The sequence below is a fragment of the Enterococcus sp. DIV0806c genome (genome assembly GCF_051710905.1).
In the GTDB taxonomy this organism is placed as follows: domain Bacteria; phylum Bacillota; class Bacilli; order Lactobacillales; family Enterococcaceae; genus Enterococcus_B; species Enterococcus_B mundtii.
Genome location: NZ_JBIOLO010000001.1, coordinates 3,016,468 through 3,039,989, shown reverse-complemented (window position 1 = coordinate 3,039,989; position 23,522 = coordinate 3,016,468). Strand labels below are relative to the sequence as shown.

14 protein-coding genes are annotated in these 23,522 nt (G+C 38.8%); 13 read left to right on the top strand and 1 reads right to left on the bottom strand.

What is annotated here, in order from left to right:
* Nucleotides 1–46: 46 nt before the first annotated feature.
* From IGK77_RS14050 to IGK77_RS14025, 6 genes are all read left to right on the top strand, one after another.
* Entirely contained in the window at nucleotides 47–742 is a 696-nt protein-coding gene (locus tag IGK77_RS14050; protein ID WP_115357196.1) for a helix-turn-helix domain-containing protein, read from the top strand.
* Entirely contained in the window at nucleotides 742–1,614 is an 873-nt protein-coding gene (locus IGK77_RS14045) for an IS3 family transposase (RefSeq protein ID WP_115357195.1), read from the top strand. Before IGK77_RS14050 ends, IGK77_RS14045 begins: the two co-directional genes overlap by 1 nt.
* A 345-nt stretch (nucleotides 1,615–1,959) precedes the next feature.
* A complete protein-coding gene (gene rny, locus IGK77_RS14040; RefSeq protein ID WP_071866532.1) occupies nucleotides 1,960–3,516 on the top strand; it encodes a ribonuclease Y in 1,557 nt (518 codons plus the stop codon).
* 193 nt (nucleotides 3,517–3,709) lie between these two features.
* On the top strand, nucleotides 3,710–3,913 hold the full coding sequence (locus tag IGK77_RS14035; RefSeq protein ID WP_143073261.1) for a hypothetical protein: 204 nt from the start codon (nucleotides 3,710–3,712) through the stop codon (nucleotides 3,911–3,913).
* A 365-nt stretch (nucleotides 3,914–4,278) separates the two neighbouring features.
* A complete protein-coding gene (locus tag IGK77_RS14030) occupies nucleotides 4,279–12,177 on the top strand; it encodes a QWxxN domain (protein WP_438713224.1) in 7,899 nt (2,632 codons plus the stop codon).
* 567 nt (nucleotides 12,178–12,744) lie between these two features.
* A complete protein-coding gene (locus IGK77_RS14025) occupies nucleotides 12,745–13,098 on the top strand; it encodes a hypothetical protein (RefSeq protein WP_142433064.1) in 354 nt (117 codons plus the stop codon).
* A 136-nt stretch (nucleotides 13,099–13,234) separates the two neighbouring features.
* Here IGK77_RS14025 and proC read toward each other — a convergent pair whose 3' ends face one another.
* The gene (gene proC / locus IGK77_RS14020; RefSeq protein ID WP_074801768.1) at nucleotides 13,235–14,029 is read right to left on the bottom strand and encodes a pyrroline-5-carboxylate reductase; all 795 of its coding nucleotides are present in this window, start codon (nucleotides 14,027–14,029) and stop codon (nucleotides 13,235–13,237) included.
* A 434-nt stretch (nucleotides 14,030–14,463) separates the two neighbouring features.
* On the opposite strand from proC, the gene mprF reads away from it, so the two are divergent.
* The 7 genes from mprF (at nucleotide 14,464) to glmU (ending at nucleotide 23,485) form a co-directional block, all read left to right on the top strand.
* Complete coding sequence (mprF, locus tag IGK77_RS14015) at nucleotides 14,464–17,034, top strand: bifunctional lysylphosphatidylglycerol flippase/synthetase MprF (protein WP_071866537.1); 2,571 nt, start codon at nucleotides 14,464–14,466, stop codon at nucleotides 17,032–17,034.
* 112 nt (nucleotides 17,035–17,146) lie between these two features.
* On the top strand, nucleotides 17,147–17,995 hold the full coding sequence (ispE, locus tag IGK77_RS14010) for a 4-(cytidine 5'-diphospho)-2-C-methyl-D-erythritol kinase (RefSeq protein WP_071866538.1): 849 nt from the start codon (nucleotides 17,147–17,149) through the stop codon (nucleotides 17,993–17,995).
* A gap of 534 nt (nucleotides 17,996–18,529) precedes the next feature.
* On the top strand, nucleotides 18,530–19,468 hold the full coding sequence (locus IGK77_RS14005; RefSeq protein ID WP_074801772.1) for a metal ABC transporter substrate-binding protein: 939 nt from the start codon (nucleotides 18,530–18,532) through the stop codon (nucleotides 19,466–19,468).
* Nucleotides 19,469–19,486: 18 nt separating this feature from the next.
* A complete protein-coding gene (locus IGK77_RS14000) occupies nucleotides 19,487–20,167 on the top strand; it encodes a metal ABC transporter ATP-binding protein (RefSeq protein ID WP_074801775.1) in 681 nt (226 codons plus the stop codon).
* Nucleotides 20,140–20,961, top strand: coding sequence for a metal ABC transporter permease (locus IGK77_RS13995; RefSeq protein WP_019722358.1), 822 nt, complete (start codon nucleotides 20,140–20,142; stop codon nucleotides 20,959–20,961). The genes IGK77_RS14000 and IGK77_RS13995 overlap by 28 nt, the downstream gene beginning before the upstream one ends.
* Before the next feature lie 175 nt (nucleotides 20,962–21,136).
* The gene (gene purR, locus IGK77_RS13990; protein WP_010734088.1) at nucleotides 21,137–21,955 is read left to right on the top strand and encodes a pur operon repressor; all 819 of its coding nucleotides are present in this window, start codon (nucleotides 21,137–21,139) and stop codon (nucleotides 21,953–21,955) included.
* Nucleotides 21,956–22,111: 156 nt separating this feature from the next.
* Entirely contained in the window at nucleotides 22,112–23,485 is a 1,374-nt protein-coding gene (gene glmU, locus IGK77_RS13985) for a bifunctional UDP-N-acetylglucosamine diphosphorylase/glucosamine-1-phosphate N-acetyltransferase GlmU (protein WP_074801778.1), read from the top strand.
* Nucleotides 23,486–23,522: the final 37 nt, after the last annotated feature.

Here is a 23,522-nt window from a genome sequence, read left to right as displayed (position 1 = left end):
AGGAAAAAAACAAAATTCCAAATCTACTTTATAAGGAGTTTTTTGTATGTCTAAGAGAAGTCCATATTCTCCAAAAGAAAAATATCAGATCATTTCAGAGGTGATGGGTGGTCGTTGTAGCGTAAACAGTATAACGAAGAAATATTCTCTTTCCAATGGGACGATAGAAAGTTGGATTCATAAATATAACGAGGAGGGGCTCGAGGGGTTAAAAGAGGCGAAAACCTGGAAGCGGTATGATCGTGAACAAAAACAGAAAGCCATTCTAGCTGTCCTCAATAAAGAGATGTCTCTTCGTCAGGCAACGCTATTATTTCAAATATCTTCACACTCCGTTTTAAGAAAATGGATTTCAAGTTATACTAAGGGGGAAACACTAAAATTTACAAGTAAAGGCAGTGTACCCAAAACCATGACAAAAGGACGTAAAACCACTTATCAAGAGCGTATCGAGATCGCTCAATACACCATCGCTAATGAGCTGAATTACGCTCAGTCGATTGAAAAATACGATATTTCCTATCAACAAGTGTATTCTTGGGTAAAAAAATACCAACAATACGGAGAAGAAGCGTTAAAAGACAATCGTGGTCGAAACAGATCAAGCGAGTTCTTAACCGAAGAAGAACGGCTGAAATTACGAGTAAAAGAGTTAGAAGCTCGAAACAAGCATTTAGAAATGGAGAATGATTTCGTAAAAAAGTTACAGGAAGTTCGGCGGCGAAACCATCCCTCACGTTAGTGAGGAACGTTGAACTCTACCAAACGATTTCTTCTCTTCATGAAGAGAAGAACTATTCAATCACTCAGCTCTGTCAGTTAGCAGGGATTGCCCGCTCTTCCTACTATAAATGGGTGAAATGGCAACCTTCCAAAAAGGAAATGGCCAACCGAAAGTTGGCGAAAGAGATTAAGAAGAAATATGACAGCAAAAAAGGAGCAATTGGTTATCGGCAAATTCGAATGCAGATTAACAGAAAACTAAAGAAACAGTATTCTCGAAATCGTTATTATCGATTAATGAAAGCCATTGGTATCAAAGCAGTCATCAAAAAAAAGCGTCCCACTTATATAAAATCGATGGAAGCACATGTTGCAGAAAATGTATTAAACCGTAAATTTGTCGCTAAAAAGCCCAATCAGAAATGGTGTACAGACGTGACTGAATTGCGCTATGGAAATGGTAGAAAAGCCTATTTAAGTGCAATCATCGATCTCTATGATCATTCGATTGTCTCTTGGGAGCTAGGTCATTCAAACAATAATTTACTTGTCATGAATACGATAAAAAAAGCAATGGATAAGAACTCTGGAGTAAGACCATTACTTCATAGTGATCGTGGGTTTCAATACACGTCTTATGACTATAAGAAACTTGAAACAACATATAAGTTCACCAAAAGTATGTCCCGAGTGGGGCGTTGTCTAGATAATCAACCGATTGAACATTTTTGGGGAACCTTTAAAGAAGAAAAATTTTATCAAGAAAGCTACCAGAATTTTGAGGACTTAAAGAAATCTGTAGGTGAATATATGCGGTATTATAATAACTACCGCTATTCGGAAGCCTTGAATGAGCTTTCGCCGAATGAGTTTAGAAAGCAAGCTGCATGAAAACAGGAATCGAGTGACTCGATCCCTGTTTTCATACCATTTTTGTTTTTTTACTGTCTACTTGACAGGGGGCACTTCAGTCTAATAACTACCGGATGTTTTTTTATTTTTCACTAGAATAAGAACCAAAAAATAAGTCATCACTCGCTCAAAACCTCCCTTTTTTGAAAATCGAGGAAGCCGTTTCTTTTCGTATTTAAAGTTGACACTACTGGAAACAAACATTAGAATAAACTTGTGCAGGTTTTTATGCACATATGCAACAGCATATTTATAGTTTAGAATAATTTATCATAGAAATTGGTAGATGATAAAAATGGAAAAGATAGTATGGAGGTGGATTTAATGGGACTCAACATTCTCCTCGCTATCATCGGTTTAATTGTCGGTCTTGGTTTAGGGTTTATGGTTGCGAAGTCACGTCATGAGAAAGAAATTGCTGGTGCAAAAACATCAGCTGCAAGTATTCTTGAAGGTGCAAAAAAAGAAGCAGAAACTCTAAAAAAAGAAGCATTGTTGGAAGCTAAGGAAGAAAATCAGAAATATCGTTCTGAAGTTGAAAGTGAGCTGAGAGAAAGTAAATTAGAGCTAAAATCTCAAGAAAATCGATTGATCCAACGTGAACAAACGTTAGATCGTAAAGATGACTCGTTAGAAAAACGAGAAAACTCACTTGAAAGTAAAGAAGAGGCACTTAGTTCAAAACAGCAATTAATTGAAGAGCGAGAAAAAGACGTTGAAAGATTGATTGAAGATCAACAAAAAGAATTAGAAAAAATTGCTGGTTTATCGAAAGAAGATGCAAGAGAAGTAATCATGAAATCAACCGAAGAAGAGTTGAATCATGAACTGACCTTGATGGTAAAAGAATCAGAACAACGTGCAAAAGAAGAAGCAGATCGCAAAGCGAAGAACTTGCTCTCATTGGCTATCCAACGTTGTGCAGCAGATCAAGTTTCTGAAACGACAGTGTCCGTCGTGACATTACCAAATGACGAAATGAAAGGTCGTATCATCGGACGTGAAGGACGAAATATTCGAACCCTTGAAACACTTACAGGAATCGATTTGATCATTGATGATACACCAGAAGCAGTCGTTCTTTCAGGATTTGATCCAATTCGTCGAGAAATCGCACGAATGACATTAGAAAAACTGATTCAAGATGGACGGATCCATCCAGCGCGTATCGAAGAAATGGTTGAAAAATCACGTAAAGAAATGGACGAACGGATTCGTGAATATGGAGAAGAAGCAGCCTTTGAAGTCGGCGCACATACGCTTCATCCAGATTTGATCAAGATCATGGGTCGTCTACATTTCCGAACAAGTTATGGCCAAAACGTGTTGAAACATTCGGTCGAAGTAGCGAAATTATCAGGAATCTTAGCAGCGGAGTTAGGCGAAGATATCCAATTGGCAAAACGTGCGGGCTTGCTTCATGATATTGGAAAAGCGTTAGACCATGAAATCGAAGGATCTCACGTTGAGATCGGTGCAGAACTAGCAACGAAATACAAAGAGAATCCAGTTGTGATCAACGCGATTGCCTCTCACCATGGCGATGTCGAAGCGACTTCTGTTATTTCCGTCCTAGTAGCCGCTGCAGACGCATTATCAGCAGCTCGCCCAGGTGCAAGAAGTGAATCATTGGAAAACTATATCCGTCGTTTGAGAAGCCTAGAAACAATCTCAAACAGCTTTGCCGGTGTTGAATCAAGTTTTGCTGTCCAAGCCGGACGTGAAGTACGCGTCATGGTCAAACCAGAAGAAATCTCTGATTTAGATGCGGTACGCTTAGTACGCGATATCCGTAAACGTATCGAAGATGATCTGGATTACCCAGGACACATCAAAGTAATCGTGATCCGAGAGACTCGTGCAACCGATTATGCGAAATAAAAAATAGTTAAAATATAGGATGACCCAACAGATTAGATTAGTCTGTTGGGTCATTTTTTTTGATTCTAGGGCATAACAGATCGTGACAACGCTTATGACTTTAAAATGATCTTTTATGACAGATAAGATATCCATAGTTTTTTAACGGTATAGTAATACTTGAAATAACTATAGTATAAGGAGGCGAAGCATATTGCTGATAAAAATAATGAAATTTGCTGACGAACATCCCTATCTAATCGTCATTTATTCTGGATTGGTTGGAAGTGCTTTTGGGATCACGATTGAATATATCGTGAATCGTGATTTCCTGCCGAGAGGCATTTATAGTCTGATGTTTTACTATGTCATAGAATTGTCGATCGTTAAACTCAAATCAAAAAAAAGAGGAAATTAAAACAAGACAATAAGAAAAGATATGTTTACATACATTCATAAAAAACGGCTGAAATGACAGGAAGTGTTCATTTCAGTCGTTTTAGGTGTAAAAAAACACTTAAATGAATTCCTTTTTACCTAGCCAAAAAATGCACATCTTCTTGAGTAATAAGTTGAAAATCAGGCATTTCATCTTGGAACGTTCAATCTAATTTATTTGACCATTTTTTTCTGAAATAACTGAATAAAAGGCACATAAATTTTTACCACCCTTGTATGATGAAAGTGAAGGGGAGAATAGATTTGTAGAAAAACAAATAAAACTAGTGATTTTTACCACCTTATTCAGTTGATTTTCATCTTTTAATGAAGGAGTGAGAAGAAATGCCAGGAGAAGATTTTAATCGAAAAATCGGTGAGTTCTACAACGAATTTAATAAGAAGGATGACCCCAAAGAACGACAAAATACGATGTATGAGATTGCAAGTAAGTCAGGTCAAACCCCGAGAGACCTCCTAACCCCTACAGGATTCCTCTTTATGTGGAGCGTTCTAGCTGGTCTACGGATGCCAGAGGAACGCCCTGATCAGCAACGAGCGGTCCAAGATGCAGGTGCTGTTTTAGAAGTAGATACGCATGTTGAAATTCAACAGATTGGAAATCAAGTGCGGATGCCTGCGCTCAAGTCTAGATCGACGTTTAACCCCAAAAGAATGACTCCTCCTTTACCAACGAATACCACCCAAATCAAACAATACAAACCAGAAGTTGTCTCGCCACTTTCGGATTTAGCAGACGCTGCTCACCAATTTAGTATAGATATGCACAAATTTGCTCATGGTATCTCAACACTTATTGATTGTACGACTAGCGAGCAAGTGTCCCATAAAAGAGAATACGGTTTGTGGGAAAATAAAAATCATACACAAATCCATTTTAAGACAGTATGCCAAAATGCTATCGCTGAATCACATACATTGAATGAAGCACGAAGTCATACAACGCATTCCATACAGCAGTTTTCCTTCAAAAAAAGCACGAATGCAAATAATCCACAGCAATTTAATGCAAGCAATGCGGCTGAAAAGCTGAAAAAATTTTTTCAAAAGACTTTTGAGGAAAAGTATCAGAAGAATGAAACGACAACAGACGTTCCAATACCAGACAATGTGACTCTTAGTGTTCATTCTTTTTGGAATGGTCTAAATGAAGTATTCAGCTCTTTCTTTCATCAGCAAGAGCAAATCCTTGATTCGAGGAATCACACAGATGGAAAATACAATATTTTAGGACATTTTACAGAGTTATTAATCCAAACTTTCTCTAGCGATCCTGGAACACAAGAGAAATCTTCTGATCCGTTAGGCAAAGACAATAGGAAATATGATCAGCAACCTATTTTAAGTCAGCAGCTCCGGGCAGATGATTCGAAAAGCCGAGCATCTCATGAAACAGACGTGAGCATTTCCGCAAAACTTGTGGCTTTAGCCGAAGATTTTTCAGAAATGATTGACCGTTTTGTTAAACGGTATGATTTCTTAAAAACAAGGATTGTCGCGGAAGCAGCAACCATTCCTACGCAATCGATGAATGAGCCACCTGTAATGGAACCAACAACCCCAACGCTTGTTGGTCTGAAATCGTCAGAAGCAGTTTCTGAGGAAACACTTGAGAAAATCAACAAAGTCATGTTAGCTTATATGGAAAATAAACCGTCACCCGTACCAGTCGCTGAACCATTTACCCCGTTCTGGTATGATCAAGAAGTCTTTGTTCAGCGTAATGAAACAGACAAAGCAAATGAAAAAATCAGGCAGGCTGTTTGTGAACAGCATAGTGAATTATGTGACATGAAAGAGAAACCATTCCATGATTTTTTCCTTGCTCTTCAAAGCTGGGCAAACAGAGGTGCATCAAATCATGAACTTCTTGAGAAGCGACAACAGCTCGCTAAGATTATTCTTAGTGCTTATGGTCTTTCAGTTGGGCAGTTAACTGCTATTAGAGCAATCAATATTTTCTTTCAATGGGAAACAAATAACGTGTTTAAACCATATACTTTTACTGAAATTAAGAATATTGAGATCAATCCGATACAAAAACATAATGAAACAATCACAGAAAATGATCTAACCAATAATTTATTCATTCCTGTTAGTGCTTCTGACTATAGTAAGGTCCTTCAAATCACCGAAGCCATCTCTCAAGATATACAACCCTTTGATCAGTCAGAATTATTACCAGTTTTTCATTTTGATGAACCGCTTTTTCAGCAGAAAAATCAGACAACTGATGTGAATCATCTGCTTAAATCTTTTTTCATCGGTACAGGAGTTGTGAGCCAGATAGATACCGACTTGGAGTTGATTAAGGTTGTTCAAAATTGGGCAGGTAGGAATTGGAAAAATGACCAAACCTTACAGTCAGAGCGGGCACAGTATTTAGCTTATCTCATCCACAAAGGGTACGGGATTGAAAATAGTAGACTAGGAGATTTCTTATCCGATATACAATTACAAGCAATTTATAAACAATGGAAAACGAACACGTTGCTAGTGGGGTATCGTTATAAAGAGAAGACGAAACAAACCATTCAATATGATTTATCACCAGCGGAGACCGTCTCGATGCTTCAAGTTAAAAAACATTTAAAAGAAAACAATCAGATTTATGAAGACTTTATCCTTGATCGACCAGATAGTATTCCTAAGCAAACACTAATCGTACCAATTTATTATCATAAACAGATTTTTGATATGCGAGAGAATACCCAAAAAGCGAATGGCGAAGTCGGCAAGTTCCTATATAAAGAACAAATGTATTTTACAACGGCAACACCACGTCAACTGGTTTTGTTGTTACAAAAATGGATCTTTGCAGGTTTACAGTACGAAGAAATCTGCAAAAGACAGAACATAGCAGCGAATATGATTGTGAGGGCTTATGGTGGGGCAGCTGTTCCCTTGACGGATGCTGAGTCACGAGCGATTGTGTTGCAGTGGGAAAACAATAACGCACAGATTGGCTATACGTATAAGAAGGGGCAAGACAATCGTTTGGGTATCGATATTGAAGAAATCAAAAAGAATCAAGAACAGGAGCATGAAGAAGAAGTTAAGAAAAAGATTGAACGTTTTTTTTCAGAAAATGATTTTAAGCCTACGACACAAACGAATAGCCAGCCAAAAGAAGTGTTACATACTACCGTAGATCGTATAAAGTTAGAGAAAGAAAAACAAAGAGTAGCTAAATTTTTAACTGAAAAAGGCGTAGATTGTGAAACTACGGATGCTGATGCTTTTGCGAAAATAGTCTCAAGTTGGGTACTGCTGGAAGGAGCAAATCAAGAGGTTATAGACATGGTAAAAATGAAACAAATTGCTCAAGTCATCCTTGGTGAGGAAGTAGATGGCGTCATTTCAAATAAAGGCGCAGAAATCACGTTCACGAATTGGTTGTGGGACATGATCGAAAGCAATCATTTAGTTTTGCCTACCACCACTCCCTCTGCGACTGTAGATGAAAAAGCAGAATCTATACCAGCAGTAACAATCAATAAGTGGTTGGATAAGAAAATCATGACACAAGTTGAGACATTTTTTCGTCAAAAAGGCATGTTGTCTACTACCCAAGTAAGCAAAGAAGATGTTTTGTCCGCTATGGGGGAATGGTTTGGACAAACAGGGATGGATGGCAGAGTCTCATCTGAGAAAGTCCAAGCGATAGCAAAAGTTATCCTGAAAGAGTTAAAATTATATGGTGGAAAGCCAGAGGAAATGATCTCAGATAGGGACGCTGAATTGACCGTAATGAAATGGACAGTTGAAAATGTCCTGGGTACCACAATAGAAGGGTATGCAGCAAAAAAAATCATTGATTCATCTGACCCATCTACATTTACGATCGGCCAGCTTAGGAAGTCATTTTCCGTAGAAGAATTGATAAAAGCAGATCTAATCAACATCCCACCGAAATCTGCCACTCAACAAGTCGATCAAAAAACAGGAAGACAAAATAATATCACTAAACTATGGATTATGTTCATGAATCGAGCACTACCTAATTATTTTCTTAAATCAAGTGAGGTTGGTGACGATGTATTGATCGCTGATTATGATTCTTTAATGCAGATGACTGGCTCTAGAATATTAAAGGATTTAGGGTATCTTGAGAAATTCAATCAGACAGAAATCAAATCAGTAGGTGAACTTTTTTTTGAGAGCTTTAGAGATAAAGGGATTGATACTGTCGAAGAAATTTCTCATCTTTTAGTTCCAGCGACATTGGCTATCGCTCAGTTGGACCCAGATATTCTCAGAGGTCCAATAGCAAAAGGGGACTATCAACAAGTCGCGTTAAGCACCTTTGTCAATTATTTGCAACGTGGCTATTTTGAACTAATAAAAAAGCAAGAAATGGTCAATGACCTTGTCTTATCTTATCAAACAGCAGTAATAAACTGGCGCCAACAATCAGCGCTTGTGGATGAAGTACTGGAAGAGTGCAAAAAACTCGGTATCACGGTTAGTCTTGCGGGTGGGCAAGTTTATCTCGCTGGCGGAAATCCCTGTCCTGGTCCATGGATTCCACCAGATATCAATGAATGGTATATGCGGTTAACGAAAGCTGTATCTGAATCATTTTATTCATTGGATCAGTTTCTGATACGACTTGCGGTGGATTCATTTCACAAAGATGATTTGAATTTTATATTTTCATCGGAAAGTCGTATATATGAGGCACAGGCAGTGCTGAGTCATAAAGCAAGGCATTCGGCAAGTGGACCAGGAACGTCAGGTTTTCCACCAGTCTTTTTGGCAAAAGAAGTGGAAGTAGAGACGCTTCTTACCTTAGATGAGACAGATTTATTTGTAGTTATTCTTGGTGGAGAAGAAAGATGCTATGCGTTGAAAAGGCTTGAAAAAGATGGAGGATACAAGCTTTATCGCGTTGATAAAGATCCTATGTCATATCTCCGATATGGACTTTTTAATCGACAAGATCTTTGGAAAAATGAATTTCGAAAATATGGTGATAAAGTTCTGATCAGAGATAAGCCTTATATTTTTAAACTAGAATCGAATCAGAACAAACTTTTATTGAAAGGAAATGCACAGGAGGCGTTTATCAACCATATCAGCAGTAAACACAGGGATAAAGTCTATCGACAACTCTATGATTCAGGAAGAGAGACAACAATGGTTACAAAAATTTGGGATGTTTTCAAGCATCTCATTCCTTTTTACGATTGCGTGGTCGGTAGTATGAATAAAGATATTGGTGAGGCAGTTCCCAGTTGTATGCTCGATGCAGTGTCCTTGATTCCTGTATTGGGTCAAGTCACAGCCCTCAATACGAGATTTGTATTTGGTATGGCAAGAACGATCATGAAACAAGGTGCAGCAGGTATAGTACGTCATAGTACGCGCTTCCTCCCAAGAACATCAGAACTCCGATCAATTGTTGTTAGTGCTATACGTTACGCTGATCCAGGAATAGAATTTCTAAATGATAGTTCACAAGCCCTATTTAAGGGGTTGATACGTTTAAAAAACCAAGCATTTATTAGAAAAGAACTCAAGGAAGTAGTGGCAAAACTTGAAAAATTTGGAATAGAAACCCACGATTGGGTGAAAAGTTATACGCAAGCTACTTTACCAAATAATGGTCCAGAAATACGCGTGAAACGTGTGCAAAATCATTTGTACGTCCCAGTATCAGATTTTAAAAAAGGGACTGTTTATGGAAATCATTTTACATTGCGTGGAACAAAGCTAAGGCTGTTTGAGGGACCGGCAGTTTTTTTTCGCAGACACAAATATTTGGTTAACCGAATTTCAAGGAAGATTCCTAATAGAGATGTAGCTGTAAAAGAACTAAATTTAAATCCTAAAGCTTATGGGGAGGCAACTACATTAACTGTTACTGGAGAAGGAGATTTTCGGCAAACGTTCATTGAAATGAATAAGAAATTAGTGCCTGTCAGAATCAGTACAATTGAGAATCATGGTGTCCGCTATGATATACATGATAGAGGAGCGATATATCCGGTAAACTTTAACGGGATAGAGTGGTATTTTGAAGCAGAAACTAGCCCAACAGTTTCGCTAGCAGTACGTGAGAAGGTAGGAAAGGAATTAAGTCAGTATGAGTCATTACTGACTCCGACTACGCTATCCCCACCGGATGAAAATGGGTTGATGTGGAATTCTGCTGGGCGATCTTATATCAGAATCCAAGAGCAATACCTTCCATTAGTTTTGTTGGACAAGGAAACGAATCGTTACCATTTGGTGAAAAAAAATATTCTTGCACCGATGACCGTATTACGATTGGACACGAATAATGGTGCTTTTCGGTTTGAAACGCCTTTAGAGAAAGCCAATGAAAAATATCCAGGGACTGTCCAATATAATAGCCCTAATTCTCCGCAAGAAGGTATGTCAAAAAAAGAGGATGTAGGGTCAGCTCAGGGAAAGACAGTTGCGCAGAGGAATGAGAATTCATTGTATCCGCCGTATAATACCCTTCCAGAATCCCCAAATAGATGGTGGGGATGGTACGGTATGCTTAATGCAATCGAGTATTCGCCAATGCAAGGCATTTCAAGGTTGGAAGATGAATTAGTTCCGATCAAACCATTGGATCATTTTGTCCCAGAGCCACAAAGAATTGTCTATATCGACGAGGAGAAAGCACAAAAATCGATTTCTGATGAGATTGCCAAAGTATTGTCTTTGAAACCAGATGACCAGTTTCGTGTTTTTTCTGGTTTAGACATAAGTATGGTGCCGGAATCACTTAGACCGTTTATAGAGAAACTTCCTCAAGAATTCAAGAATGCCATAGAAAATTTCAGAATCGTCAAAGATGTGTGTTTAGAATTGTTAAAAGTAGATAAAATCGCAGAAACAGCCGAAGGTCAATACTTAATAAATTTCCTTGACGTGCCACCTTCTGTTCAGCAAGAGAAGATTTTAAAGGAATCGGTAAAGAGACTCCTTTCAATCGCAACCAAGGGTGAACAATTTCTGAGACAATCAGCAGACTGGGGATTTGAAAATATTTGGATCGTTTCGACTGATTTTGTTCTAGATGAGAAGACACATGCCTATTACTCTGTTAGTAATGATAATCCGAAAGCCTATGCCTTTGTATTGAAAGAAGATGCCGAGTGTCGCATCATTATTGTAGCTGATGCTTTCCATAAAAGACCAGAAATTTTACCAGGAATTCAAATAGCAGCGCCTCCAGAGATAACGATCACGCATGAAACCACACATATTGTTTCAGGAACATATGATGTTGTTAAATATGGGCTAACGCTTACTGGATTTTTGCCGAGTGGACAAAATGTGAAAGATGATTTTCTTACAAGATACTCGGGTTTTTTTGAACATCCGAATTTTGATCAATTTGTTACAGGGGTAGCAAAACAACAAAATGCCCCTCGTTTATCTAAAAAAACGGTCGTCAAAGCATTTCAAACAGATGCTATGTTATTTACTAACTTTAAACTGACGGATGCTCAATTACTCGCAACGATTATGAGAGATTTCGCCAATCAAAATGAGTTCTATAACCAACCGCGTGTCAAAAGAGAAACAAAGGAAGAGGGATTGGGAGATGGCAAGCTATTCACTGTGTTAGCAATGATGCAAACAGGTAATTTCTTTGTGTTAGAGCAAACTAAAGATTTAGAAAAGAAGCATGACTTGTCTGAAATGATGCCGACAGGATCTACTCAAATAAGGGATGAAGTAGCGGATTTTGCAAGGATCATAAGTCATGGTAAAAAGATTAATAAAGAGACCAATGCGACAGCAACTTACCAGAAGTCTAACGATGATTTTTCAGTTATACCACCAGATAAAAATGTAGAAAGGAAACAAGTAGTACCAAAAATGCCGACAGAAGCATCTGCTCAAAAAAGAGATAAAGCGGCAGATTTTGCAAGGATCATGAGAGGGGATGAGGATAAAAATGAGTCCCACGATCACCCCCGCGTCAAAAGAGAGACAAAAGAAGAATCGGGAGATGGTAAGCTGTTTCCTGTTGCAAAGACAATGAAAACAGGTGATTTTTTAGTGATAGAACAAGATAAACGTTTAGAAAAGAAACAAGTAGTACCAAAAATGTCGACAGAAGTATCTGCTCAAACAAGAGATGGAGCGGTAGATTTTGCAAAGATCATAAGTCATGGCAAAAAGGTTAGTAAAGAGACCAACGCGACAATCACTTACCAGCAGTCTATCGTGAAGGGAAAACAGGTCAGTCTGTAAAACGAACAGTAAAGGACACTAGCCAAAAAAAGATAGCACAGAGATAAGGTATAATTTTACTACTGTAAGTATCAGCTAAAATATGAAGAACAAACTCTTCGATCACTAAGACAGTAAGCATAAAAATGTGCAGTCTTATTTTCGAAGAGGTTACGGATGTTCTCGGCGTTTATTCAGTTCTAAGGTGACAGAAAAAAGTGAATTTACAAGGATTTTTATGTATTATTGTTATTATTTAATTTGAAAATCAACGGATAAAGGACGTATTAACAATAGGTTATCGTATGTCGAATAGTAACAATAAAAAAAACAAATTATTGAATACAGTACTCTAAATGAGTGGTTTAATGTTTAGCGAGCACTCTCACTAAATGTTAAAGGAGGAGTATAAATGATTAAATCTGAAATTTTTACCTTGTCTGTCACAATGAGTATGTTATCTAGTGGAGAAGCAAGTGCATTCTCTTTAGCTACTGGTGATATGACTGGATGATATGTTCGAGAAGTATGGGATGACTCATGGAGGGTACATCATGGAAAGCATCACAGAACGAGATGACTAATCGTATGAAGAAATACATCGTTCAATTACTAGTTATATTTTCACTTGTATTAGCCTTTATCGGCTTGGTTGAGTTTTTATTGAAAGGAAATAAATCTATACTAATATCAACCAGTGGTTTAGGCTATGTTTTTGGCGTTCCATTTTTATCCGTTAAACCGTTTAAGAATGAAACTAGGATAAGAAAAATCCAATATGCGGTTCTTCTATTCTTGTGTTTTTACTTACCACCTAAAATAGTAAGCTCATTTGAAGTTGAAAGATTTGAGATTACACGTTTTTTGTACGCTAGATTAATGCTTGTAGGAATACTAATTTTATGTGGAGTAACTTTTACTTCGCATAAAAACAAGAAATAAATAATAGCAAATGTTCACTATAAACAAGCCGAAGAATCCGGAAGTAGGCACAGGTGTTTTCGGATTCTTCGGCTTGTTTTGTTTTAACCATATTAGATTTTATTTTTTTCAGTCTATCCTTGTATCGCTTCTTCGTTTACAACATTTCTTTGTCTTTTTCGATCGTTTTGGTAATCCCTGTGATGATCGCGGGGATAAACCCAGCTTCTTCTAATGCGACGACACCAGCAACTGTCGTTCCGCCTGGAGAAGATACTTGGTCAACTAATTCCCAAGGATTTTCATCGCTTGCTAGGAACTTTTGACAGGAACCTAAAATCGCTTTGGCTGCAATTTCCGTTGCTGTTTTTTTAGGTAGTCCATGTAAAACACCTGCACGTCCCATTGCATCGATCAACATATAAATAAAAGCAGGGGAGCTTCCAGCTAATCCAATAAATGTACTGAAATCATCTTCTGCTAAAGGATAAACACTGCCAATCGCTTCAAAGATTTGTGTCGCTTGTGTCAACTGTTCATTTGTTGCTGCTTGGTTTTTGCAGATTGCAGAAACACCCGCGCCCACACTCACGTTGACATTGGGCATCACACGAACGATAGCAGCTTCTGGATCAAGTGCTTGTTCTAGTGTTGCAAGCGATTTTCCTGAAGCAATTGAGATAAACAACTGTTGTTTACGATAGTCGCGTAATTCATTTAACACCTGTTCGATGATTTTTGGTTTTACTGCCAAAACAACGATTTCTGCTTTTTCAGCAATCTCTTGATTGGTTTGACAAGCATTGATCCCAACTTTACCAGCAAAGCGTTGAGCATTTTCATAATGACCGCTTGAAACAAAAATATCTTCTTTAGCCACTAGATTATTTGCTAAGATACCATGAATAATTGCTTGTGCCATGTTTCCTGTACCGATAAATCCGATTTTCATGTAATCCTCTCCTTTGATTTTTAGCATAGCTTTCTTTCTCATAATCTGCAAGTCGAGAGACGAACTGTTTTTCCAGCTTACTGCTCAGGTCAAAGTGCTTCTTTCACAACCTTGATAAACGGTGTTCAAAAGCCAGCTCCTTCAATAGTAAGTCAAAACGTGAAAAAATATGAGGAGCTATTTTCCCACGTTCTGCCTTACTACTTGGAGCTTAACGGCTTTTTCACGACCTCGATAAACGGTGTTCAAGAAGCTGACCTTCAACACTAAGCTGAAAAATCAAAAAATATGAGAAGCTATTTTCCGATTTTCCAGCTTATTGCTCAGGTCAAAGCGCTTCTTTCACAACCTAATGCCCAAAGTGGAAAAATCAATGTAAATAAGATAACATGAATGTATATGTTTAGAAAGTCTACAGGTGAGGAAGGGTGCCGGTGAAAAATAAATTACAGATCATGATCCAGTGGGTGAAAGCACATCAGTTGATTTTGAAGCTGATTTTCTTTGGATCGATCCTTGTTTTTGTGGCGAATCAAGTCGCAAACATTGCCCATGGGATGAGTTGGCAAGATGTCTGGCACACGATGGAACAACAAAGTCATGTCACGTTAGCATGGATGATATTAGCAGGTTTGATTGGTGTGATGCCGATGTTACTTTATGATTGGGTAACGATTCGAGTATTGGAAAAACAAGGCAAGCCCAAAATGAGTCGTAAAGACTTTTTGTTATCTGCATGGATCACGAATACGATCAATAACTTGGCAGGATTCGGAGGGATTGTCGGAGCAAGCTTGCGCGCCAGTTTTTATGGCAAGCACACGAATCGAAAAATGGTGTTGGCAACAGTCTCTAAGGTTGCTTTGTTTCTATTGACGGGTCTTTCTATTTGGTCATTAGTGACGTTCATCAATGTCTTCTTTCTTCAAACAGATAGTGTGTTTCGTAGTTATTGGATTTGGTTATTTGGTGGTAGCTTTCTAGCACCGCTTATCTTTTTGTTTGCCTATTTGAAACGTAAAACGCTATTTGCAGAATTTTATCCTAAAGGTTTACTGGGCTTGTTACTGGCTTCCTTTGGACAATGGACCGGTGCCTTAGTGGTTTTCTTGTTGATTGGGCGCTTGATGGCTGTAGATATTTCTGTATGGTCCTTGTACCCTATGTTTATCATTGCCACATTGATTGGGATGTTGACAATGGTACCAGGTGGGGTTGGCACGTTTGATGTGCTGATGATCTTAGGAATGAGTCAACTTGGCGTGCGGCAAGATGTTGCACTTGTTTGGTTGCTTTATTATCGTTTGTTCTACTATGTTCTACCATTTCTTTCAGGGATCGTTTTATTTTTGACACACACAGGCGTCAAAATCAATCGATTTTTAGATAATATTCCCCGACTATTTTTTCAAAAAATTGCTCATTTAGTGTTAGTATGTGCCGTTTATTTTGCGGGAATCATGATGGTCTTACTTTCAACGATCACGAATCTTTCGACTGTCAGTCGGTTGTTTCAAATACTCTTACCCTTTTCGTTTGATTTTTTAGATCAGTCATTGAACCTGCTGGTTGGGTTCTTATTGTTAGGGCTAGCTAGAGCTTTAGCGATGAAAGTCAAAAAAGCGTTTATTCCTACTATTGCTTTACTCGCTTTTGGAATCATCAATACTGTAATGCGCACCTTATCATGGGAACTGATTGTTGTATACCTTTTGATTTTATTAGCGGTGTGGTTATCCCGAAAAGAGTTTTATCGTGAAAAGTTCGTCTATTCATGGGGAGCAATCATATTTGATGCGTGTTTGTTTGGCTTTTTATTTATTGTTTATGCAATCGCAGGCTATCACCGTGGAAGTTTTTGGGTAGGAGATTTAACTGCGAATCGCTTTATTCTCTTTCCATCTGAGGATGTTTGGTTTTCAGGACTGATTGGTTTAGGAATCTCATTACTTGCGTTAGTTGCATTGTACCAATATTTAGCTTCAGAAACAGGGTTTGGTGAACCTCTGGATCAAATGCGTTTAAATCGCCTCTTGACGGCCTATGGTGGAACCGCGGCTAGTCATTATCTGCACTTACCTGGATATACTTATTTTTATTATCAGGAAAATGGTCAAGATAAAGTAGTGTTTGGTTACCAAATCAAAGGAAATAAATGTTTTGTTCTTGGTGATCCGATTGGTGATCCAACGAAGATACGTACAGCTACGCATGAGTTTTTGAAAAAAGCCGATTGTTTTGGCTATGAATTAGCTTTTTATAAAGTATCCGAAAGTTATGTCGTCATGCTTCACGAAGCGGGTTTTCACTTTGCAAAAGTTGGAGAAGCAGCGATTACTAATCTTTCTTCAGACGCGCTTCACTGGCGTACAAAGCAGATCGAATTGCAACGTTTGACGAATGAGGGATACCATTTTACTTGGTATGACCAATTACCTGAAGAGTTGCTCGAACCGATTCAGGAAGTTTCTCAAAAATGGTTGGATGGTTCTCGTGAGAAGCATTTCTCTGTTGGTTATTTTGAGAAAGATTATCTCTTGATGAGTGGTATTGGTATTGTTAGGAAAGAGCAGAAAATCGTTGGGTTCATTACATCTCAACCAATCAATGACCGCCAAGCGGGGTATGATTTATTGCGGTATCTACCGAACCAGCCGAATAGTCTAGGTGATTACTTACTTGCAAATCTACTGGATGTCTATCGCAAAAATGGGTATGCAGAAGCGAATCTAGGGCTGGCTCCCCTTGCAAATGTCGGAGAAACTGATTTCTCGTTCTTGCAAGAAAAAGTGATGAGGATCATCTTCAATTACGGGAATTTCTTTTACTCATTCCAATTAACTTACGAAGAAAAACAACGGTATGTTACTCATTGGGAAGGCCGTTATTTTGCGTATATGAAAGGAAGTAGTTTTACTTTAGCCACATGGCAGCTTTTCTTATTGATTGGTAAAGGGAAAGAAAAAGGAACAAGTCTAGCAGAAGAAGTTCTGACAGAATTGTAAAAATGATTGTAAAGCTGTGAGGAAAGTGTTTACGCATGTTGGTGGAAGCTATACTTTTATTTTCCCCTATGATAGAATACTTTCGACTTAGACTTTTCGAATGGGTGAGAGGATGGAATTGATTGAAAAAGCACCAGCGAAGATAAACTTAGGGTTGGATGTGTTATATAAAAGACCAGATGGGTATCATGAGTTGGAAATGGTGATGTCAAGTGTAGATTTAGCTGATCACTTGTTCTTTGAAGAGCTATCGGAAGATCGGATCATTGTTGAGACGAATAAAGCATTTTTACCGGTAGATCAGCGTAACAATGTGTATCAAGCAGCTTTGTTGCTGAAAAAGAAATACCAGATAAAAAAAGGCGTAAAAATCGCTGTGAAGAAAAATATCCCTGTTGCCGCTGGACTAGGTGGTGGAAGTACAGATTGTGCTGCAGCATTAAGAGGGATCAACCGGTTATGGGATTTAGGCTGTAGCTTAGAAGAACTAGCTGAGATTGGTTTGGAAGTGGGGACAGATGTACCTTACTGTGTTTACGGACAAACAGCTTACGTAGGCGGAAAGGGAGAAATCGTCCAATTGTTGCCAGCGATGCCCTCTTGCTGGATCATCTTGGTAAAACCTAAAATGAGTGTTTCGACACGAACTGTTTTTCGAGAAATCGATACGCAAAAAATCCAACATCAAGATATTCCTGGTTTGGCTGATGCGCTTCGACAACAAGATTATCAAAAAATGTTGACGAAAATGGGGAACAGTCTTGAAGATGTGACAGGAAAACGCCATCCGGTCATTTATCAAATCAAAGAGCGAATGATCAAATATGGCGCAGATGCGGCCCTGATGAGTGGTAGTGGTCCAACTGTTTTTGCCCTTTGTCAACACTATTCCAGAGCCCAACGTGTCTACAACGGATTAAAAGGTTTTTGTGAGGAAGTTTATCTTGTCAGAACGCTATAAACGCATGAAAGAGACACGATGTCATGACGGAAGTAGTCAGCTTCGAGAAATAAGCGGTAAAAGAGATCGGAACAGAAGTGTTTAGCCTCGAGAAATAAGGCGCCATCCACGAAAATTGTTTTTCAAATTTTTGTGGATGGCGCCTTATTTTCGAAGAGGTTACTTCTGTTTCTGCCGTTTATTCAGTTTTAGGAGATATAAGAGGACTAATATCCCAGACATCTTTCCCGCTGATTTCGTTTTAGAAGATGAAGGATCGTTACCTTCTTTTTTGTTATCAATCTCAACCAATCGTTCAGTGTTATCGGAACAAAAAATAATAGTGTGGAACAGACACTTTTTAACCAAAGTTGAAAGAAAACGATTACGTTCGTTGTTGATATGACGGGCAATTCATTTGTTTTCCGATTTACAGGATAAGTTTGCATTTAAATCAGAAAATCAGGTTAAACTATTGACTGTTTTTTTTTAATTTGGTACATTAATCCTCGTTGATAAATCGTAATATTACGATTTGTTTTGAAAGGAGCATATATGAAGAAATATTTATTAGCCGCATCTTTAGCAATAGGAGCTTTCCTATTTACAGCGTGTGGACAGACAACCCAAGAATCGGCACAAGATGAGTTGAACGTTGTCGCAACGTTTTACCCGATGTATGAATTTACGAAAGAAGTCGTTGGTGATACTGGGAAGGTCGAATTATTGATTCCCGCAGGAACGGAACCCCATGATTTTGAACCAAGTGCAAAGCAAAGTGCAACCATTGCGGATGCAGATGTTTTTGTTTATAACAGTTCAGACATGGAATTTTTTGTTGACTCATTGAAAGACACGGTCGATACCGATCGAACGTTGATGATCGAAGCTGCTAAGGGAATTGAACGTCTAGAGTCACAAGAAGAGCATGAAGAAGAACACGAAGAATCAGAAGGACATCAGCATGACCATGCCTATGACCCTCATGTTTGGTTAGATCCAACATTAGCGATCCAAGAAGTACAGACGATTGCTACAGAGCTCGGCAAGAAATATCCAGAGAAGAAAGACACATTTGACCAAAATGCCGCAGCTTATATCAAAAAATTAGAAGCATTGGATCAGGCCTATACAGAAGCATTAAAAGGTGCAACAAACCGAACGTTTGTGACGCAACATGCTGCCTTTGCTTATTTAGCAAATCGCTACGACCTAAAACAAGTAGCCATCTCAGGAGTCTCACCGGATCAAGAGCCTACACCTAGTCGATTAGCTGAATTGAAAGATTTTGTCGATCAAAATAAAATCGAAGTCATCTATTTTGAAGAAAATGCGTCATCTAAAGTAGCAGAGACATTATCGAAGGAAACAGGTGTAAAACTTGAAGTACTCAACCCCCTTGAGAGTTTGACGAATGAACAAATCCAAGCGGGTGAAACCTACATTTCTACCATGGAGAAAAACCTAGAGGCATTAAAAGAAAGCATAAAGTAAAGGAAGGGAGTCCTCTATGTGCGTTATATCGAAATAGCCGATCTTACTTTCTATTATGATGAAGAACCTGTGTTAGAAGGAGTTTCTTATCATGTAGATGCCGGTGAATTTGTGATTTTAACTGGTGAAAACGGAGCGGCAAAATCTACATTGATCAAAGCTTCTTTGGGGCTATTGAAACCCTCTAAAGGGACCATAAAAATTGCAGGAAAAAATCAAGAAGGAGACAAATTAAGTATCGGGTACATTCCACAACAAGTTTCTTCCTTTAATGCGGGTTTTCCTAGTACAGTCTTAGAATTAGTACGTTCTGGCAGATATCCGAGAGGTCGTTGGTTCAAACGGTTAAGCGAAAAAGACCATGAGCATGTCAAGCGTGCCTTAGAATCTGTTGGTATGTGGGATATGCGTCATCGTCGGATCGGTGAGCTGTCTGGTGGTCAAAAGCAACGAATCAGTTTAGCACGTATTTTTGCGACTGATCCAGATTTATTTGTACTTGATGAACCAACTACTGGAATGGATGAAGAATCACGAAATGAATTTTATCGTTTGTTGCGCCATAGCGCACACGACCATGGTAAAGCTGTATTGATGATCACTCATGATCACGAAGACATCAAACAATATGCGGATCGACAAATCCGTTTAGTGAGAAAGGAGGATTCTCAATGGCGTTGCTTTCATATGAATTCATGAGGCGGGCATTTCTTGCTGCGATCTTTATTGCAGGAATCGCACCGATGTTAGGAGTATTCTTAGTGATACGTCGGCAATCGTTGATGGCAGATACACTGTCTCATGTTTCTTTAGCAGGGGTAGCCTTAGGATTTTTCCTCAATCTCAATCCAACGATGACCACAATGGTGGTAGTCGTTATCGCTGCAATCATTTTAGAATACCTACGTTCGATGTATCGTACGTATTCAGAGATTTCCATTGCGATCTTAATGGCAGGAGGACTTGCGCTTGCATTAGTTTTGATGAATTTGAGTGGGGGTAATTCTGCCACGAGCATCCAATCTTATTTATTTGGATCGATTGTGACGATCACTTGGCCACAAGTTCTATTCCTAGGTATTTTGTTTGCAGTGATCGGTCTTTTGTTTTTCTTATTCAAACGTCCGATGTACGTGTTGACCTTTGATGAAGACACCGCTCATGTCGATGGACTGCCGGTTCGTTGGATGTCAATGATGTTCAATATCATTACTGGGGTAGCAATCGCTGTTATGATCCCGATAGCAGGCGCGTTGCTGATTTCTGCTATTATGGTTTTACCAGCAGCAATCGGGATGCGTTTAGGGAAAAGCTTCAATATTGTCATATTGATTAGTATCATCGTTGGTTTTATTGGTATGCTTTCTGGGTTGACTAGTTCGTTTTACTTGGATACACCTCCAGGGGCAACTATCACGTTAGTATTTATCTTTTTATTCTTATTAGTCAACTTGAGTAAACGTATTTTATTAGGAATTAGAAGGAAAAAATAGATTACTATTTGAAAAACAGGTAGTTATTTGGGACAAACAAATGTCTTAAATAGCTACCTGTTTTTTTATAAATACCGAACTATTTTCTTAATTTTGGATAAAATGCTCGAATTTTCCCGAAAAAACTTATATAATGAAACACGATAAAATTTGTTGGAAAAAGGAGCTGGAATTTTTGAAAGTACGTCGCAGTGAGCGTCTTGTCGATATGACACAGTATTTATTAGATCATCCGCATGAATTGATTTCATTAACAAGCTTTGCCGAACGTTATGAATCTGCTAAATCTTCGATCAGTGAAGATTTGGGGATCATCAAAAAAACATTTAAAGAAAGAGGTTACGGAACGCTTGAAACAATCCCTGGTGCAGCCGGAGGTGTTCTATTCATTCCGGAGATTTCCTACGAAGAAGCAAAGAAATATGTTGAATCGCTAGCTGAGCGCTTGTCTGAACAAGACCGTTTACTCCCTGGAGGCTATGTTTACTTATCTGATCTATTAGGAGAACCTGAGCTATTACGTCAAGTAGGGAAAATCATTGCCTCAAAATATTTAGGAGAAAAAATCGATGCTGTAATGACTGTAGCCACAAAAGGGGTGCCAATCGCTCAAGCCGTTTCCTATTACTTGAACGCACCGTTTGTCATCGTTCGTCGTGACTCTAAGATCACAGAAGGTTCTACAGTGAGTGTGAACTATGTTTCAGGTTCATCGGAACGGATCGAAAAAATGGAACTATCAAAAAGAAGTTTGAAACGTGGTTCTCGCGTGCTTGTCGTCGATGACTTTATGAAAGGCGGCGGAACAGTGAACGGAATGAAGAGCTTGATTGAAGAATTTGAATCTGAGCTTGTCGGTATCACTGTGTTTGCGGAATCAAAATTCAACGGACATCGCGCAATCAATGACTACACGTCACTACTTTACGTCAAAGATGTGGATACAAAAACGAAAAATATCACTGTAGTACCAGGTAACTATTTCGAAGAATAAAACAACGAACATAGCGGTGCTATGGAAAAAGAAGAGGCGATGGATGATGTCTCTTCTTTTTTTTGCGTCCTGGTTGCTAAAATGAACGTTTAGTTGAAAAAAAAGAGCGACTGGGCTAAACTAAAAATAATAAATCGTAATTTAGGAGTGACATATTTGGATGCACGTTATGCAATCATATTAGCCGCGGGTAAAGGTACTCGCATGAAATCAAAACTATACAAGGTCCTACACCCTGTTTCTGGAAAACCGATGGTCGAACATATCATCAACCGTGTAAGTGAGACAAACCCTGATCAAATCGTGACGATCGTTGGTCACGGTGCAGAGAAAGTCAAAGCTCAGTTAGGCGAGCGCAGCGAGTATGCGTTACAAGCTGAACAACTTGGGACGGGTCATGCGGTACTACAAGCAGCCTCATTTTTAGCAGGCAAGGAAGGCACGACGTTAGTCATTAGTGGTGACACCCCTTTGTTGACAACTGAGACGTTGAACAACTTGTTTGAATACCATCAAGGGAAAAATGCAAGTGCCACGATTTTGACTGCACAAGCAGAAGATCCGACAGGTTATGGCAGAATCATTCGTGACCATGTAGGAATCGTTGAAAAAATCGTTGAGCAAAAAGATGCTTCTCCAGAAGAAGCGTTAGTTCAAGAAATCAATACAGGAACTTACTGTTTCGATAACAAAGCGTTATTTGAAGCATTGGATAAAGTAGGAACCGACAATGCACAAGGCGAGTATTATTTAACAGACATCGTTGAGATCCTGAAAGATGCTGGAAATCCAGTTGCTGCGTATCAGACGGAAGATTTCGATGAGTGTATGGGTGTCAATGATCGTATGGCACTAGCAAAAGCAAACGAGTTGATGCGCCAAAGAATCAACAAAAAACATATGGTCAATGGCGTTAGCTTTGTTGATCCTGCAACTACGTATATTGATGCAGATGTTGTGATTGGTTCAGATACAGTGATCGAAGCGGGCGTTCAGATCCAAGGAGAAACAGAAATTGGCGAAGATTGTTTTATCGGTGCACATTCACGTATTGTTGACAGCAAGATCGGTGACCAAGTAGTCATTGAAAACTCAGTGATCGAACACAGTGTGGTCAAAAGTAAAGCAGATGTAGGACCGTATGCCCATTTGCGTCCAAAAGCAGAAATTGCAGAAGGCGTCCATATCGGCAACTTTGTAGAAGTGAAAAATGCGAAAATAGGCAAAAACACAAAAGTTGGTCACTTGACGTATGTCGGGGATGCCACACTAGGTGAAGAAATCAATGTGGGGTGTGGTGTCGTCTTTGTCAATTATGACGGAAAAGCAAAACATCATACAACAGTCGGTGACCATAGTTTTATTGGGTCAAATGCGAATCTTGTGGCGCCAGTGGAAGTGGCAGAGAATACATGTATCGCTGCTGGTTCGACGATCACTAACGATGTTCCTGAACATGCGATGGCAATCGCACGCGCTAGACAAGTCAATAAAGAAGGATACGCGAAGAAACTCCCATATTCAAATTGATACTTTTTGCAAAATCACTTGATTTATTCGGCAAATA